16 protein-coding genes are annotated in these 17,960 nt (G+C 32.8%); 12 read left to right on the plus strand and 4 right to left on the minus strand.

The annotated features are described in order from the left end of the window. The first annotated feature begins 337 nt into the window (after window positions 1–337). The 3 genes from pflB (at window position 338) to KKQ76_RS11675 (ending at window position 4,924) form a co-directional block, all read left to right on the plus strand. Entirely contained in the window at window positions 338–2,563 is a 2,226-nt protein-coding gene (pflB, locus tag KKQ76_RS11665) for a formate C-acetyltransferase (protein ID WP_213197281.1), read from the plus strand. A gap of 230 nt (window positions 2,564–2,793) precedes the next feature. Beyond that, window positions 2,794–3,531: a pyruvate formate-lyase-activating protein gene (gene pflA / locus KKQ76_RS11670; protein WP_213197282.1), complete on the plus strand. Its 738-nt coding sequence runs from the start codon at window positions 2,794–2,796 to the stop codon at window positions 3,529–3,531. A 125-nt stretch (window positions 3,532–3,656) separates the two neighbouring features. Continuing rightward, a protein-coding gene (locus KKQ76_RS11675) for an IS3 family transposase (protein ID WP_213195791.1) occupies window positions 3,657–4,924 on the plus strand; the annotation gives its coding sequence in 2 pieces (ribosomal slippage) (window positions 3,657–3,996 and window positions 3,996–4,924; 1,269 coding nt in all). A gap of 66 nt (window positions 4,925–4,990) precedes the next feature. On the opposite strand, the gene KKQ76_RS11680 is transcribed toward KKQ76_RS11675, so the two are convergent. From KKQ76_RS11680 to KKQ76_RS11695, 4 genes are read right to left on the minus strand one after another with little or no spacing between them, the layout of a single operon-like run. Continuing rightward, window positions 4,991–5,599 carry a DUF4126 domain-containing protein gene (locus KKQ76_RS11680; RefSeq protein WP_213197283.1) on the minus strand — a complete coding sequence of 203 codons (609 nt, stop codon included), beginning with the start codon at window positions 5,597–5,599 and terminating at the stop codon, window positions 4,991–4,993. A 58-nt stretch (window positions 5,600–5,657) separates the two neighbouring features. Beyond that, entirely contained in the window at window positions 5,658–6,026 is a 369-nt protein-coding gene (gene rnpA / locus KKQ76_RS11685; RefSeq protein ID WP_213197284.1) for a ribonuclease P protein component, read from the minus strand. A 16-nt stretch (window positions 6,027–6,042) separates the two neighbouring features. Further along, complete coding sequence (locus KKQ76_RS11690; protein WP_213190358.1) at window positions 6,043–6,789, minus strand: tRNA threonylcarbamoyladenosine dehydratase; 747 nt, start codon at window positions 6,787–6,789, stop codon at window positions 6,043–6,045. Window positions 6,790–6,843: 54 nt separating this feature from the next. Further along, window positions 6,844–7,473, minus strand: coding sequence for a TatD family hydrolase (locus KKQ76_RS11695; RefSeq protein WP_246501400.1), 630 nt, complete (start codon window positions 7,471–7,473; stop codon window positions 6,844–6,846). A 101-nt stretch (window positions 7,474–7,574) separates the two neighbouring features. Here KKQ76_RS11695 and KKQ76_RS11700 point away from each other — a divergent pair, with 101 nt between their 5' ends. The 9 genes from KKQ76_RS11700 to KKQ76_RS11740 all read left to right on the plus strand — a co-directional run bounded on the left by KKQ76_RS11700 (window position 7,575) and on the right by KKQ76_RS11740 (window position 17,947). Continuing rightward, complete coding sequence (locus KKQ76_RS11700) at window positions 7,575–8,198, plus strand: TetR/AcrR family transcriptional regulator (RefSeq protein WP_213197285.1); 624 nt, start codon at window positions 7,575–7,577, stop codon at window positions 8,196–8,198. A 106-nt stretch (window positions 8,199–8,304) separates the two neighbouring features. After that, window positions 8,305–9,279 (plus strand): outer membrane protein assembly factor BamD, encoded by a 975-nt coding sequence (locus KKQ76_RS11705; protein ID WP_213197286.1) that lies wholly within the window; start codon window positions 8,305–8,307, stop codon window positions 9,277–9,279. Between the two features lie 38 nt (window positions 9,280–9,317). Continuing rightward, window positions 9,318–9,638 carry a DNA-directed RNA polymerase subunit omega gene (locus KKQ76_RS11710; RefSeq protein ID WP_213197287.1) on the plus strand — a complete coding sequence of 107 codons (321 nt, stop codon included), beginning with the start codon at window positions 9,318–9,320 and terminating at the stop codon, window positions 9,636–9,638. Between the two features lie 214 nt (window positions 9,639–9,852). After that, on the plus strand, window positions 9,853–11,055 hold the full coding sequence (gene coaBC, locus KKQ76_RS11715; RefSeq protein WP_213197288.1) for a bifunctional phosphopantothenoylcysteine decarboxylase/phosphopantothenate--cysteine ligase CoaBC: 1,203 nt from the start codon (window positions 9,853–9,855) through the stop codon (window positions 11,053–11,055). A 27-nt stretch (window positions 11,056–11,082) separates the two neighbouring features. Continuing rightward, on the plus strand, window positions 11,083–11,985 hold the full coding sequence (gene porD / locus KKQ76_RS11720) for a type IX secretion system protein PorD (RefSeq protein WP_213197289.1): 903 nt from the start codon (window positions 11,083–11,085) through the stop codon (window positions 11,983–11,985). Window positions 11,986–12,085: 100 nt separating this feature from the next. Next, window positions 12,086–13,735, plus strand: a complete 1,650-nt coding sequence (gene recN / locus KKQ76_RS11725) for a DNA repair protein RecN (RefSeq protein ID WP_213197290.1) — start codon at window positions 12,086–12,088, stop codon at window positions 13,733–13,735. Between the two features lie 49 nt (window positions 13,736–13,784). Further along, on the plus strand, window positions 13,785–15,245 hold the full coding sequence (locus KKQ76_RS11730) for a DUF5687 family protein (RefSeq protein WP_213197291.1): 1,461 nt from the start codon (window positions 13,785–13,787) through the stop codon (window positions 15,243–15,245). 181 nt (window positions 15,246–15,426) lie between these two features. Continuing rightward, window positions 15,427–16,134, plus strand: a complete 708-nt coding sequence (locus KKQ76_RS11735; protein ID WP_069800381.1) for an ABC transporter ATP-binding protein — start codon at window positions 15,427–15,429, stop codon at window positions 16,132–16,134. A 205-nt stretch (window positions 16,135–16,339) separates the two neighbouring features. Next, complete coding sequence (locus KKQ76_RS11740; RefSeq protein WP_213197292.1) at window positions 16,340–17,947, plus strand: fumarate hydratase; 1,608 nt, start codon at window positions 16,340–16,342, stop codon at window positions 17,945–17,947. Window positions 17,948–17,960 lie beyond the last annotated feature (13 nt).

A 17,960-nucleotide genomic window follows, 5' to 3' on the forward strand; every position in this document is an offset into this window, starting at 1 on the left:
GATAGCAAAAAATGTAAAATTCAATTTTCAACAAACATATCTAGATTTTTTTGCCGAATTCTTATTAGTTTTATTCAAAATTAAAAATTATTTTCATTTTAATTAATTTTATTAACTTCTAATCAAAATAACTCACTTACATTACTTATTTGGTCTATCGAAGTACTATTTTTTCATTCAAAAAATCAAATGAAACCCTAATTTATATCATGATTAATCGTTGTTCTCAGGCAAAATATCTTCCTAACTTTGCTTCGCTTTTTTAACCTATTGATGACTAAAATTTCAAGGAAAATAAGCCCAAAATACAATTAGAAACAAACAAAAAATTAACATTATGGAAGCAACTATTGGTTTTAAACCCGGAGTTTGGCAAAAGGAAATTAACGTAAGTGATTTTATTAGAAATAATTACACAGAATATACCGGAGACGAAAGCTTCTTAACTCCTGCTACTGAAGCAACCAATCAACTTTGGGCAGAACTATCTGAAATGTTCAAAGCAGAGAGAGAAAAAGGAATTTATGATGCCGAAACTAAGAAACCATCTCAGATTGATGCTTATGGAGCTGGTTATATCAATAAAAATTTAGAAAAAATCGTAGGAATTCAAACTGATAAGCCTTTAAAAAGAGCTATTTTCCCAAATGGCGGAATTAGAATGGTAGAAGACGGCTTAAAAGCTTACGGTTATGAACTAGACGAAGCAACTAAAGAAATTTATACTAAATATAGAGTTACCCATAACGAAGGGGTTTTCTCTGCTTATAATTCACCGATTAGAAAAGCTAGAAATTCTGGAATCGTAACTGGTTTGCCAGATGCTTACGGAAGAGGTAGAATTATTGGTGACTACAGAAGAGTTCCTTTATATGGTGTGGACTTCTTAATTAAAGATCGTCAAGATTATTTCGAAAATATGGAGTGTGATGGTATGAACGAAGAAATCGTAAGACTTCGTGAAGAAATCACTATGCAAATTAATGCGTTGAAAGCACTTAAAAAAATGGCAGAATCTTATGGTTTTGACATTTCTAAACCTGCAACCAATGCTAAAGAAGCTATTCAATGGTTATATTTCGCTTATTTAGCAGCTACTAAAGACCAAAATGGTGCTGCAATGTCTATTGGTAGAGTTTCTACTTTCCTAGATATTTACATTGAAAGAGATATTAAAAGAGGTATTCTTACAGAAATTGAAGCACAGGAATTAATAGACCATTTCGTAATGAAATTAAGAATCATCAGATTCTTGAGAACTCCAGAATATGATTCACTTTTCTCTGGTGATCCAGTTTGGGTAACAGAATCAATTGGTGGTTTAAATAAAGACGGCGGTTCTTATGTAACCAAAAACTCTTTCAGATTATTACACACTTTATACAATTTAGGTGCATCTCCAGAACCAAACTTAACTGTTCTTTGGAGCGAAAAATTACCAGAAAACTGGAAAAAATATTGCGCTAAAGTTTCTATCGACACTTCATCTCTTCAATATGAAAATGATGATTTAATGAGAGATTGCTTTAATGATGATTATGGAATTGCTTGTTGCGTTTCTCCAATGACTTTAGGAAAACAAATGCAATATTTCGGAGCGAGAGCTAATTTACCTAAAGCTTTATTATATGCCATTAATGGTGGTATTGACGAATTAACTAAAGTTCAAGTAACTCCAGAAATGCCAAAAGTAGAAGGCGAATATCTAGATTTCGATGATGTTTGGAATAAGTTTGATAAAATGATGGATTGGTTAGCAGAAACTTACATCCAAGCATTGAATATTATTCACTACATGCATGATAAATATTCTTATGAAGCTTATGAAATGGCACTTCACGATGTAAATGTTATCAGAACTCAAGCTTGTGGAATTGCAGGAATCTCTATTGTTGCCGATTCATTTGCAGCGATGAAATACGGAAAAGTAAGAGTGATAAGAGACGAAAACGGAATCGCAGTAGACTATGTAGTAGAAAAACCTTACGTTCCTTACGGAAATAACGATGATAATACTGATAAAATCGCAGCAGAAATTGTAGAAATTTTCATGAACAAAGTAAGAAAACAAAAAACTTACCGAAATGCAATTCCTACACAATCTGTTCTTACCATTACTTCAAACGTAGTTTACGGTAAAAAAACAGGAAATACACCAGACGGAAGAAGAGAAGGTGAACCTTACGGACCAGGAGCAAATCCTATGCACGGAAGAGACACAAAAGGTGCAGTAGCTTCACTTGCTTCTGTTGCTAAATTACCTTTCGAACACGCTCAAGATGGTATTTCTTACACTTTTGCGATTACGCCTGAAACTTTAGGAAAAACATTAGACGAAAAACAAGGAAATTTAGTTGGACTTTTAGACGGATATTTCAACCAAAAAGGTCACCATTTAAATGTAAATGTTTTCAACCGTTCATTGTTAGAAGATGCAATGCAACATCCAGAAAAATATCCTCAATTAACCATTAGAGTTTCTGGTTACGCAGTGAATTTCATCAAGTTGACTAAAGAACAGCAATTAGATGTCATCAACAGAACCATAACAGAATGTTTCTAATTTATATATAACATCAATTATCTTGAAGAAGAGTTAAGAAATTTCTTAACTCTTTTTTTAAGAATATGCTTCGACTCCGCTCAGCATGACAATGCTGAAAATTTACGGTTTTTATTAAAGTTGTCACGCTGAGCGGAGTCGAAGCGTTTTTTAATTAGAGTTATTAATCATTATCTTTGGTTTATAATTTAGATTCATAAAATCAAAAACAAAAAGACAAAAATATACTCATGTCAAATCACGGATTTATCCATTCATACGAAACTTTCGGCACCAAAGACGGCCCAGGAATTAGATTTGTTTATTTTCTGCAAGGTTGCCATTTGCGTTGCCTCTATTGTCATAACGCTGATACTTGGAACAAAGGCGAAAAAACAAAAATGACGGTTGATGAAGCCTTCCATGAAATCGAAAAAGTAAAAGGTTTTATAAAATCTGGGGGCGTTACCGTTTCGGGTGGCGAACCTTTGATGCAAGCCAATTTTGTCCTGGAATTATTCAAAAAATGTAAAGAAAACGGCATTCACACTTGTGTAGATACCAATGGATATTTGTTCAGTGAAGAAATCAAAGAAGTTTTAGAAATTACAGATTTAGTACTTCTGGACATTAAACACATTGACCCAGAAAAATATCTAAAATTAACAGAAGTAGAGCTAGAACCTACGCTTCAGTTTATGCAATATTTATCTGAAATCAATAAACCAACTTGGCTAAGATATGTTTTGGTTCCTGATTATACAGACGATGCCGAAGATTTAGAAAATTGGGCGAAATATGTTTCTCAGTTCAAAAATGTAGAACGGGTAGATATTTTACCATTTCACCAAATGGGCGCACACAAATGGAAAGAAATTGGCAGAGCCTATCCTCTAGAGAATTGCAGACCAGCTGATATGGAAGATGTAAAAAAAGCAGTGGAGATTTTTAAGAAATACCATTTGCCTTTACCAGATAATCAAAAATAGAATAGTTAGAGATTTTTCTATTTATTTTTGAAGTGTCGTAAAATCATTAAAAAAGCTCCCAAATTTTGAGAGCTTTTTCTATATATTGTCTTGTCCTGAAAAAAGTTGACTAAAAATTAGATAATATGTCAACAAAAAAGAAAATTTCAAAAATTCCAATTGCCCCACAAATTTATAGCGAAGCATTTAAACGTCAAGTTGTAAGTGAATTTGAGAGGGGTTTATTTACTAAAGCAGAACTTCGAAGACGTTACAATATTCAAGGCAATAGTTGTCTACCAAGATGGTTAAAAAAATATGGTAAATTTACCTATGAAGATAAATTAACTATTGGTCGTCCTATGAAAGATCCTCAACAACAGCGTATAAAAGAGCTAGAGGCTCAATTAGCAAAAAAAGAAGAAGAATTAAAAGTATTCAAACGATTTATTGAAATAGCTGAACGTGAGCTTAAAATTGATATTGTAAAAAAGTCTGGTTCCAAGCAGTTGAAGAAATAAATGTAAATAGTTCATTGACTATTTATGAGTTATGCGAACTGTTTGGATACACAAAACAAGCATTTTACAAGCGAAAGTCAAAGGTAAAAACGCCTAAATACAACTCAGAATTATTACGAAGTTTAGTAGTTACTATTCGTAAGCAATTACCCCGAACAGGTGGCAAGAAACTTTATGTAATGTTACAAGATGAATTTATAAAACATCATATATCAATTGGTCGGGATCATTTTTTAGATTTTTTAAAAGCCGAATATTTACAAGTACCTAAAGTTCGAAGATATTACAAAACAACAAACTCAAGACATTGGATGAAACGCTATCCAAATTTAATTAGCAATTTTGTACTTAACAGACCTGAGCAAGTTTGGGTTGCTGATATAACTTATTTACGAACAAAAGAGAAAACATACTATTTGCATTTACTCACTGATGCTTGTTCCAAGAAAATCGTTGGTTATCAACTGTCAGATAATTTAATGAGTTCAACTACAGTAAAAGCTTTAGAAATGGCTTTGATTAACAGGGAAACAAAAAATCAACTCATTCACCATTCTGATAGAGGTTTACAATATTGCAGTAAAGAGTATACCGAATTGTTAAAGAAAAACAATATTTTAATTAGTATGACGCAAGAATACGACCCGTATGAAAATGCAGTAGCAGAAAGAGTAAATGGAATTTTAAAAGAAGAATTTGGTTTACATGAAATATTTGAAAACTATCAAAATTTAAACAAACAAGTTACACAAGCCATAACTTTATACAACAATTTTAGAATACATATGTCAATTAATATGATAACTCCAAACCAAGCGCATCAACAAAAAACAATACAATTAAAACAATGGAAAAAAATAAATCGTAACAGAATTAATTCTGCTACGATTTAACTATATTTGAATTATTAACGAGTCAACCTTTTTTAGGACAACTCAGAATTAAGTCTAACGATTGTTTTATAAAGTTTCTTCGGATTTTAGATTTCCTCTTAATTTATTCCAGATTTTTCTTCCTAAAATAAAGACTACAATAACAAGGGCAATCGCTACCAAAAACGCAATTACGGGAGCTGCTAAAGCTAAAAAAGTCATCATTCCTGCTCCTGCTGTTTCGGTGGTGGCAACTACAGAATTTCCAAGACCACCAGTTGTAGCAGTAGAAGCGGCTCGAGTTCCTGCAAATCCAGAACTAATTGCGGCGGCAGTTCCTCCTCCTGCAATCAATGCAAGTGCCCAAGTTGGAAACGTTCCTAAATCTGTAAATTGCGCGGCAAACATGATAGAACCTGCAATTGTAGCTAACGGAACAGAAGCGGTGTCTAATAAATGGTCTACGTACGGAATATAGTACGCTAAAATTTCTACCACAGTGGCAATTCCTGTAGTGATGAGCGTAGGTAAACCAGCCAACCATTGAAAGTTTTCGTTCATGGGAATCCAACCCATGTAAGAAGCGAGACTTACTGCAAACATAGGCAAGAATACTCTAAAACCAGAAGCTGCAGCTAAACCAATGCCGATAAATGCACTGATGAAGTAAGGAAGATAAGGAAAGTTGTCTAACATTTTGTGTAATAGTTTATTATTTGTGCAAACTAAATTACAAAAAACGTGCTAATGATTTTTATTTTTTGAGAAGTTTTAAAAATTCTTCTTCTATCTCTTGATAATTTTTCGGAAGAGTAGGCGAAATGTAGAACAACATGGTTAAGGAATTTTCACCAAATTTTTCTAAAAACTGAGCTTTATTGAGTCTATAAACTTCGCGCAAAAGTCTTTTGATTCTGTTTCTGTGAACAGCTTTTTTAAAATATCTCTTAGAAACAGAAACGCCTACTTTGTGTTGAGTTGTCATGCTGAGCGAAGTTGAAGCATCTATTTGGTAAGAAATCACTCTCAAATTTCCGCAAGTTTTCCATTTTCCTTTCTCAAAAAGTAAGGAAATTTCATTTTTTTGCTTGAGTTTTTCTTCTCTGGGATATTTGTAGTTCAAAATATTAAGTATAAAATTAATTTTGCTCTTGATTCTTTTTACTTGGCTCTTTCAACAAATAATTAATCACTTCTGCAGCAGCGTTTAAACCAAAAAGTGCAGGCATAAAACTGATGGTTCCGTAAAAAGATTTTTTAAAATTGCTTCCATCCGTCAGTTTTAGACTTTCTTCTTTTTGAATTTCTGTAGAAAAAACACATCTGAAACCTTTGGTAATTCCTTCTTTTTTCAATCTTTTTCTGATTTGCTTGGCAAGGTAACAATTATTGGTTTTGCTTAAATCTCTTACCAAAACTTTACTTGGGTCGGTTTTTCCACCAGCTCCCATCGATGAAACCAGTTTTATTTTTCTTCTTCTACAAGCTTTAATCAAGGCTAATTTCGGCGAAACACTGTCTATGCAATCTAAAACGTAATCAAATTGATGTTCTTCTAGAATTTCGTCCATTCTTTCTGGTGAAAGAAATTCATTAATTTTAACCAAATTAATTTCAGGATTGATGTCTAAAATTCTCTCGGCAACGATTTCTACTTTATCTTTTCCTACAGTGGAATGTAAAGCGGGTAACTGTCTGTTAATGTTGGTAATATCTACAATGTCTCCATCTACAATCGTCATGTTTCCTACTCCTGCTCTTGCCAAAAATTCTGCTGCAAAAGAACCTACTCCTCCTAATCCTACCACTAAAACTTTAGCGTTTTTCAAGGTTTCTAAGCCTTCTTTTTTTACCAGCAGTTCCGAACGTTGTAACCAATCTGTCATTTTCTAATTTTATTTTTTCACGCAAAGAGCGCAAAGATTTTCTTAACCACTTAATTAAAACTGAATGTTTAAAATTTCTAAATTTTTAGAAATCTGTTCTTGTAATTTTTCTACAGAAATTTCCTTGATTTCGGCTGCTTTTTGATACAATTCCGTAAGGTTAAAATCTGCATCATCTGTTTCTAAAAAGATTTTTTCTAAAGGAATTTCTTTCAAAGAAGTTTGCAAAGATAAGTTGTGAAGTACAGATTTTCCAAAACTTAGATAAAAACCATGTTTCAACATTTCATCAGCAATTGCTTTTTTCTTATTAAAACCATGAATAATCATTGGAACTTTTGCGATTTTTTGAAAAGGAATTAATTCTTGAAATCTCTTTATACAATGAATGATAACCGGTTTTTGAATAGAATTTGCCCAAATAATTTGCGCTTCGAAAATTTTTTTCTGAAGATTTTCATCGATGTTTACCAAAGCATCCAAACCACATTCGCCAATTGCTAAACATTTTGGATTTTGAGAAATCATTTTCAGATTTTCTAAATCATTTTCCCATTGTTCATGGATGTTTTGCGGATGAATTCCCACCGAAAAATAATGCTCTGAAATCTTTTCTTCTGGTGTAGAATTATAAATTCCGTAAGAGATTTGTGGGTTGTGATGATGGAAGTTGAAAAAAATCATATTCAAAGATATGAAATCGGTTAAAAAATTAAACAAAGTATTAAACATTTGTTTGCATGAGAAAAAGTTTTTTATATCTTTACTTTTCAACAAATTAGAGAATGAAGAAAAAATTTACCGAAAAGCAAATTCATATTCTAGACATCGCGGAAGAGCTTATTGCGCAGAAAGGTTTTGAAGGGACTTCCGTTCGTGATATCTCTGCTAAAGCGAATATCAACGTGGCGATGATTTCTTATTACTTCGGCTCTAAAGAGAAAATGATGGTAAATCTTTACCAATATAGAGTACAGAAAACCAGAGAAACATTTGCTGAATTTACCCATACCATAAAAGACGGAAAACCAGAGATGCAACTCAAAGAAATTATTAATTTCGTAACTAAACAGTTATTTAAATTCAATTATTTTCATGGTTTTGTAACTCAAGAACTCAGACATCAAGATAGAGTGAGAGATACGTTGCTAGAATTCTATCAAACGTTTACCAAAGTTCTGGAAGATGTAGTGCAGAAAGGTATTGTAAGTGGCGTTTTTAAAAGAGCTGCAAAATCTGAAGATATTGTTTCTACCATCATTGGAACCATCGTATTTACCATTAGAAATAAAAATTATTACGAAATTTATCTAAAAGGTAACGACGAAGATTACCTAGCAAATGCCGAAAAAAAACTGAAAAACCATCTTAATCTTTGTGTTTTCTCGCTTTTAGGATATCAAATTTAACCTTATTTGCGTTAAAGTATCTTAAAATAAATCTTTTGACAAAAAAAGTTTTATTTTTGCAAACTGATAAAGGGAACATTATAGAAAGATTTCCTTACTTTTATTTATGAAAAAAATATTCTCATTATTCGCAATCGCTTTTTTGCTTTTGTCTTGTAACAAACAATATGATTTGGCAATGAAATCTGCTGATAAAGATTTTATCATGAAAGTTGCCAATGAAAAATACGAAAAAAAGAAATGGACAGACGCACTTGCGCTTTACGAAAGATTAACCAATCTCGTTGCAGGAACAGATGACGCTCCAGAAGTAGTTTATAAATCTGCGTATGCTAATTATTACGACAAAAACTATAAACTGGCAGCACACCAATTCAAGAATTTCTCGGTTACGTTTACCAATGACCCTAGAAAAGAAGAAGCAGCTTATATGTCTGCATTATGTTACTACGAAGGTTCTATGGATTATAACTTAGACCAGAGCAATACAACTTCGGCGATTAATGAATTACAAGAATTTTTAAATAATTATCCAAATTCAGAAAAAGCAAAAAACATCAATGATTTAATTGATGAACTGAATTATAAATTAGAGTTCAAAGCTTATGAAAATGCAAGACAATATTTTAAAATGGCAGATTATAAAGCAGCTACCATTGCTTTTGAAAACGTTTTAAATGATTTTCCTGCAACTAAACTAAAATCTAAAATCTACGCTTATATTTTAAAATCTAAATCAGAATTGGCAATCAACTCTATTTATGACCTTAAAAAAGAAAGATTAGAAAGCGCTATCGCATTTACCAGACAGGTAGAAAGAGAATATCCAAACTCAGATTTAAGCAAAGAAGCCCTAGATATTAGAGCAAAACTAGAAAAAGAAGTTGTAGAATTTGCGAAACTTCAAAAAGAAGTAGAAGCTAGAAAAGCTGAATTTACAGAAAAACAAAAAGCAGCTGAAGCCAAGGAAGACGCTAAAAAACAAGTTAAAGATCAGCAAGAAGCGAATAAAATTAAAATCGATAGTGCAAAAATTAGCACTCCAGAACCAGGTGCTACTTTCAAGATTAGAAGAAATTAATTATCTTTGCAAACTAAAATAAAAATAAATCACTCAAAATGAGCGTAAAATATACAAAAGCAGAAGTAAACACCATTACTTACGATAGAGATAAAATCGAAGAAAAAGTAGGTTCTATCTACGAAGCTATCGTAATTATGGGAAAAAGAGCAGAACAAATTAATGCTGAAATTAGAACTGAACTTCACCAAAAATTAAACGAATTTGCGGTGCACAATTCTACTCTGGAAGAAGTTTTCGAAAACAGAGAGCAAATTGAGATTTCTAAAAACTACGAAAGATTACCGAAGCCTACATCTATTGCCATTAGAGAATGGTTAGATGACGAAATTTACTTCCGTAGAACCGAAGAAAAATAAACGATATTCGTTAGGATAAAAAAAACAAAGTCACAGAATTTCTGTGGCTTTTTTGTTGAGTTTATGTTAGAAAATCTTTAGATTTTCAACTTTGCAAGCTTTGTTAAATGAAATGCCTTTAATAACGGTAAATGATGCAGATTCTTTGCGTTTAAAATAACCCATAAAAATTCAAAAAAAAACCATAAATTCGTTCAGTTAAAATTCTAATCATATGGCTCTAAAAGGTAAAAAAATTCTATTGGCAATTTCTGGCGGAATTGCAGCCTACAAAATGAATTACCTTGTAAGAGATTTTGTAAAAAAAGGTGCAGAAGTAAAAGTTATTTTAACACCTTCTGCTGAAAATTTCGTTACAAAAGTCACGCTTTCTACACTTTCTAAAAATGCAGTTTATTCTGATTTTTATGACCAAAACGGAACATGGAATTCTCATGTAGAACTCGCACTTTGGGCAGATGTGTTATTGGTAGCACCTTGTACTGCAAATACTTTGGCTAAAATGGTTCATGGGATTTGTGATAATTTGGTTATTGCTACCTATATGTCTGCAAAATGCCCAGTTTTCATTGTTCCAGCAATGGATTTGGATATGTATGCACATCCTTCCACCAAAGAAAATTTAGAAAAAGCAGAAAGATTTGGTCATCACATTATTCCCGCAGAATTTGGGGAATTGGCTTCTGGATTAGAAGGTCAAGGAAGATTAGCAGAGCCAGAAACTATTTTACAAAAAATAGAAGATTTTTTTGCTCAAAATCAATCTAAAAATTTAGAAGGGAAAACGGTTCTCATCACAGCAGGACCTACCTATGAAGCAATAGACCCAGTTCGTTTTATTGGCAATCATTCTTCGGGGAAAATGGGATTTTCGCTTGCTGAAGAAGCGGTAAAACGTGGCGCAAAAGTGATTTTAATTTCTGGACCTACTTCACAAAAAACAAGCAATAAAAATATAGAAATTCATAGAATAACCTCGGCGAAAGAAATGTATGAGCAGGTTTTTAAATACTATGAAAAGGTAGATATTGCTATCGCAAGTGCTGCTGTTGCAGATTATGCCCCAAAAATCGTTGCCAAAGAAAAAATTAAAAAATCTGAAGAAGAATTTACCATAGAATTGGTGAAAAATCCAGATATTTTGAAAACGATGGGCGAGAAAAAAACGCATCAGTTTTTGGTTGGTTTTGCCCTTGAAACTCAAAATGAAGAAGAAAATGCCAAAAGCAAATTGCAGAAAAAAAATCTGGATATGATTGTGCTTAATTCACTTCGTGATGAAGGTGCTGGTTTCCAAAAAGACACCAATAAGGTTAAAATTTTAACGCATTCAGAACAAAAAGAATTTTCTCTGAAATCTAAAGACGAAGTGGCAAAAGACATTTTAGATTTTGTAGAAACTCAACTTAAGAAATAAATTTTTTAAAAATTCGTTTAGAATTCAATGAAAAAACTACTTTACATATTTGCACTTTTACTGCTTTCTCAATTTAGTTTTGCGCAAGAGCTGAATGCTCAAGTTCAGATTAATTACCAACAAATTGGCGGAAGTAACGTGCAATTATTCAGAACAATGGAGAAAAGTCTGAAAGACTTCATCAATAAAACCAGTTGGACTGGCAAAAAATTTCAGAACTACGAAAAAATAAAATGTAATTTTTCAATCATTCTTGCCGAAAAAAGCGGGAATAATTATAAAGGAACTTTGGTGGTTCAGTCGGTGCGTCCTGTTTATGGAACGCAATATGAAACGCCGATTCTTAATGTTAATGACACCAATTTTTCTTTTGAATATCTAGAAAATCAGAATATGGTTTTTAACGAAAGACAATTTTCGGGGAAAAATTTGATTGATGTGATGAGTTTTTATGTCTACCTTATTTTAGGTTACGATGCAGATACGTATCAAATGAAAGGCGGAACTCCATGGTTTGATAAAGCGATGCAGATTACTCAAAATTCTCAAAATCAGAACTATATGGGTTGGTCTCAATTAGAAAGTCCTAGAAATAGAGGAGCGCTGATTGCTACGATTTTGTCTGAACAAAATTCCACGCTTCGAAATTTCTACTATAATTATCACAGAATGGGCTTAGATAATTTAGGAAAACAAGACCAATTTTCTACCAAACAAACCATTGCAAACGAGATTTTGAAACTTAAATTCTACGAAAGCAATTTCCAGATGAATTATCCTTTTAATCTCTTTGTAGAAAGCAAAAAAGACGAAATTTATAACATTTTCGATTCCAATAATAATGGAGGTGTAGACATGAATCAGCTCAAAAATTTGATGAGTTTGTTCTCTCCAAAAGATATTGACACGAAATGGAATAAATGGAAGTAAAATGAATCTTAGAGCTACGCTTTTGTGGTTTGAATTTTCTGAAATTTACACTATTTTTACAGGCTCGAAAACGCAACTCAAAATAAGTATTCTTTAAATAATGTTATCAAGAATTTACATCCAAAATTTTGCATTGATAGACCAACTTGAAATTCATTTCAAGAAAGGTTTACAAGTGATTACTGGCGAAACTGGCGCTGGTAAATCTATTATTTTGGGTGCTTTGAGACTTATTTTAGGAGAAAGAGCAGATTCTAAAAGCATTTCTGACTTCTCAACGAAAAGTGTAGTTGAAGCGGAATTTAAAATTTCTGAATCTTTGAAAATTTTCTTTGAGGAAAATGATTTGGATTTCGAAGAAGATACCATTATCCGAAGAGAAATTTTACCTTCTGGGAAATCTAGAGCTTTTGTAAATGATGTTCCTGTTACTTTAGACGTTTTGAAAGAACTTTCCGAAAGATTGATTGATATTCATTCTCAGTTTGAAACTTCTCAATTGTTCAGCGAAGAATATCAGTTTAAAATCATCGATGGACTTTCTGAAAATAAAAATTTGATAGAAACCTATCAAAATGATTATTTTGAATTTCAAAGAAAGCAAAGAGAACTAGAAAAACTGAAAAATACACTTTCCGAAGGAAATAAAGAGAGCGATTACAAGTTGTTTTTGTTGGAGGAATTAGAAGCAGCACAATTAGAAACGGTAAATTATGAATTTCTACAAAGCCAAATTTCTTTAGCAGAAAACAAAGGTGCGATTTCTGAATTACTCGCTCAAATTTTTGCCAGAACAGACCAAGAAGAAGTAGGGTTGTTTGATGGTTTCTATGACGTAAAAAACAAATTGAGCAGAGTCGCAGACTTGTCTTTGCAGTTTTCTGAGCTCAATGCAAGATTAGAAGAAAACTATGTGGAGTTCAAAGATATTCTCTTTCAGTTGCAAAATGAAGCCGAAAAGTTAGATGCAAATCCTGAAGATTTATTGGTTTTACAAGAGCAAAATGATAAGATCAATGCACTTTTTCTAAAACACAAGGTTTCAGATATAGAAGATTTATTGAAAATCAAAGAAGAACTTTCTTTAGAAAAGAATTCTTTTGAAGATATAGAAAATAAGATTGCTCAATTAGAAAAAGAAATTGCTGAAGCTTCTCAATCTTTGCTTAAAAAAGCTGAAATTTTATCTAAAAATAGAAAAAAAACTTCTCCAGTTTTTGTAGAAAAAGTAGAATCACTTTTACATCAATTAGGATTAGAAAAAGCTAAAGTAGAAGTGGAACTCTCTTCAACGAGAGAATTCGGTAAATTCGGAACGGAGAAAATCCAATTGCTATTCCAAGCGAATGCTGGATTTGCCTTGAAACCGATTCAAAATGCTATTTCTGGTGGTGAAAGAAGCAGAGTGATGCTTTCAATTAAAAAACTCATGGCAGAAAATGCAGAACTTCCTACGCTTATTTTAGACGAAATAGACACGGGTGTTTCTGGTAGAATTGCCGATGAAATGGGTAATGTAATGCAAGAAATGGCAGAAAATATGCAGTTGATAGTCATTACTCACCTTGCACAAGTTGCAGCGAAAGGAAATGATAATTATAAAGTGCAAAAATCTGATATTGAAGGAAAAACCCAAACCAGAATTTTCCCACTTAATCAAGAAGAAAAACTTACAGAAATTGCACAATTGCTTTCTGGAAGCAAGATTACAGATGCCGCTATTCTTCAGGCAAAAGAATTAATGCAATAAATTTTGTAACGAAAATATATTTTTAGAAACTAATGATTGAAAAACGATTATGTTTCTAAAATTTCTACAACTTGAACTCAAAAGTTTTGTGAGAAGCCCGCAATTTGCTGCGGGAATCTTAATGAAAATAGGAATGCTGTTTATGTACGCATATTTGGCGCTTATTTTTTTAGGCGGAGCTTTTGGAGTCTATTTCGGAGCGAAAAAAGTAGGTTATGAACCGATTCAACTTTTCAGCCGAATTTTCTTAGTCTACATTGCCATCGATTTGTTGTTGAAATATTTTATGCAGCAACTTCCTGCGGAAAACATCAAGCCATTTCTCACCTTGAAAATTTCTAAAAATCAAGTGGCAGGTTACACCTTAGTGAAAATTTTAGTTTCATTCTTCAGTTGGGCATTTTTACTCTTTGCGATACCATTTGCAGCGCTTTTAATTTTTAAAGGGAATCTAAATGCAGTAAACGTTTTGCTCTATTTCGCAGCGTGTATTTCCATGGTTTTTATCAATACGTTTGTGAATACCATTATCAATAAAAGTGATAAGCTGATGTACAGCCTTTTTGGCTTGATGGTGATTATTGGTGGATTGCATTACTTTGAAATCATAGATGTTTTGGCGATTTCTGAGCGTATTTTCTACGGATTGTATCAAAATATTGGGTTCTTTATTATTCCGATTGTTGTATTGCTGGTTTTGGCGGTTTATACTTTCTCTTTCATCAAAAAGAATTTGTATCTGGACAGAGGTTTAGAAATGAAAAAAGCGGCAGGAAAAACCGAAAACATTGCTTTCCTCAATAAATACGGAACATTAGGAACTTTTATCAACAATGATATTCGATTGATTAAAAGAAGTAAAGCGGCGAGAAGTGCTTTAATTGGAGGAGTTTTATTCCTTTTTTACGGGTTACTTTTCTTTAGTAAAGGTTACAATACCAGTTTCATGCAAGTTTTTCTAGGGATTTTTGTAACAGGCGGTTTTAATTTTATGTTTGGGCAAAGAGTTCCAGCTTGGGACAGTTCTTATTATCCGCTGATGATGACGCAAAATGTTCCTTACAAAGATTTTCTCAAAGCAAAATGGGCGCTTTTTGTGATTGCCATTTCGGTTTCTATGATTTTAGCAGTCGGTTATGCATTCATCAGTTGGGAATTTTATTTTACCATTTTTGCGGCAGGTTTATATAATTTAGGAGTTAATTCTTACCTCACTTTATTGGCGGGAGCTTACAATAAAAAACCGATTGATTTGAACTCTGCTTCTAAAGGTTTCACAAGCGGACAAAACAATTTCAATATTAAAATTCTTGTTCTTTTATTGCCACAAATGGTTTTACCAATGGCTGTTTTCGGAGCAATGAAATATTTCTTCGGAATGACTCCAGCGGTTATGAGTTTAGGGATTTTAGGATTGATAGGGTTTTTACTTCGAGATAAAATTTTCAATCTCATTGTAAAAATCTACAGAACTGAAAAATATTCTACCATTGCTGCTTTTAAAAAATAATGATTAAAATTTGGGCGTGCCTTTTTTCCAAGCTTTCTTACAGAGCCAAAGCAAAAAAGTCGGTCTACACTTCCAATCTTTTTTTGCAAAAAAGGATTTCCAGTTTCGCCCTCACGCAAAATCACAACCAAAATAAATATACCAATTACCAACTACTAATTACTAAATACCAATTACTATCATGATAAACATTCAAAATATTTCTAAAATTTACGGAACCGCAAAAGTGCTTAACATACAAGAACTTACTATTCCCAAAGGCGAAACTTTTGGTTTGGTAGGTAATAACGGAGCAGGAAAAACCACGCTCTTTAGCTTGCTTTTAGATTTAATTGAGCCTAGTTCAGGAAGCATTCAAATTGATGGAATTCAAGTAAATAAGTCAGAAAATTGGAAAAATAAAGTTTCTGCATTTATAGATGACAGTTTCTTAATTGGTTATCTTACTCCAGAAGAATATTTTTACTTTTTAGGCGAATTGCGCGGACAAAACAAAGCTTCTGTAGACGAATTTCTAAAACAATTCGAAGATTTATTTAATGGCGAAATTCTCAATGCTAGAAAATACATCAGAGATTTATCGAAAGGAAATCAGAAAAAAGTAGGAATTGTAGGCGCTTTAATTGGCAATCCAGAAATCATTGTTTTAGATGAACCTTTCGCGAATTTGGATCCTTCTACACAGATTAAATTAAAGAACCTTATTAAAGTGCTTTCTCAAAATGCAGAAGTTACCTTCTTAATTTCTAGCCATGATTTGGCGCACACTACAGAAGTTTGCAACCGAATTGTAGCCATCAATAAAGGAGTCGTGGTAAAAGATATTTCTACCAATTCTGAGACCTTAAAAGAATTAGAAGAATATTTTGCCAGTCAAGTAAGTTTATAGACTAGCTTTTTTTTTAAGAACCAACCCTTTTTGCGTTTTTTGCTTTTGCATAGAACGCAGAAAGGGTTTTTTTGTTTTTAATACTCGCAATATTATCTTTCCTCTATTTGATTTATTTCGTAAATTTACACTTCAATTTTGAAGATGAAAGAGAAGGTTTTTAACTTCAAAAATCGTAAATCAAAAATCGTAAATCAAATATAAAATGGACTTTATTTACCAAGATCCGTATCCAATTCTAAAGGATGACACTGTTTATAAAAAACTCACTTCAGATTACGTAAAAGTAGAACAATTAGGTGATAGAGAAATCTTAACCGTTGACCCAAAAGGTTTAGAACTTTTGGCAGAAAAAGCAATGGAAGATGTTTCTTTTATGCTTCGTTCTGAGCATTTGGCAAGTTTACGCAGAATTATAGATGATCCAGAAGCTACTGATAATGATAGATTTGTAGCGTATAATTTATTACAAAATGCAGCGGTTGCCGTGGAAGGTGCATTGCCTTCTTGCCAAGATACAGGAACTGCAATTGTGGTAGCAAAAAAAGGAGAAAATGTTTACACTGGAGTTGATGACGGAGAATTTTTAAGCCGAGGAATTTTCAATACCTATAAAAATAGAAATTTAAGATATTCTCAGATTGTTCCTTTGAGCATGTTTGAAGAGAAAAATTCGGGTTCTAACCTTCCTGCACAAATTGATATTTATGCAAAAAAAGGAAATTATTACGAATTTTTATTCTTAACAAAAGGAGGTGGTTCTGCCAACAAAACTTTTCTTTATCAAAAAACAAAATCTTTATTAAATGATAAATCTTTAGAAGAATTTATTCGTGAAAAAATTATGGATTTAGGAACAGCAGCTTGTCCACCTTATCATTTAGCTTTAGTTATTGGTGGAACTTCTGCCGAAGCCAATTTAGCAGCGGTAAAAAAAGCTTCAGCTAAATATTATGACAACCTTCCTACAGAAGGAAATATGGCTGGTCAAGCGTTCAGAGATTTAGAATGGGAGAAAAGAGTGCAAGAAATTTGTCAGGAATCTGCAATCGGAGCGCAATTTGGCGGGAAATATCTAACTCACGATGTTAGAGTAATTAGACTTCCAAGACACGCTGCAAGTTGCCCAGTTGGAATGGGAGTTTCTTGTTCTGCAGATAGAAATATCAAAGGAAAAATCACCAAAGACGGTATTTTCTTGGAGCAATTAGAAACCAATCCAGCGCAATATTTACCAGAAACAGCTCCACATTTAGAGCCAGCTGTGGAAATAGATTTGAATAAACCAATGCCAGAAATTTTGGCAGAATTGTCTAAATACCCTATCAAAACTCGTCTAAAACTGAACGGAACATTGATTGTTGCAAGAGATATTGCTCACGCAAAAATCAAAGAATTATTAGATGCTGGAAAACCAATGCCAGAATATTTTAAAAATCACCCAATTTATTACGCTGGTCCTGCCAAAACTCCAGAAGGAATGCCAAGTGGAAGTTTCGGGCCTACAACTGCGGGAAGAATGGATGTTTACGTAGATGAATTCCAAGCGAATGGAGGAAGCATGATTATGCTTGCTAAGGGAAATAGAAGCAAAGATGTTACCAATGCTTGCGCGAAATACGGCGGTTTCTATCTAGGTTCTATTGGTGGTCCTGCTGCAATTTTGGCGAAAGAAAATATTCTTTCCGTGGAAGTAGTAGATTTCCCAGAATTAGGAATGGAAGCGGTAAGAAAAATAGAAGTGAAAGATTTCCCTGCGTTTATCATTACAGATGATAAGGGCAATGATTTCTTTGCCGCTTTGGCGCATTAAAAAATATTACATA

It is taken from the genome of Cloacibacterium caeni (assembly GCF_907163105.1).
Classification (GTDB): domain Bacteria; phylum Bacteroidota; class Bacteroidia; order Flavobacteriales; family Weeksellaceae; genus Cloacibacterium; species Cloacibacterium caeni_A.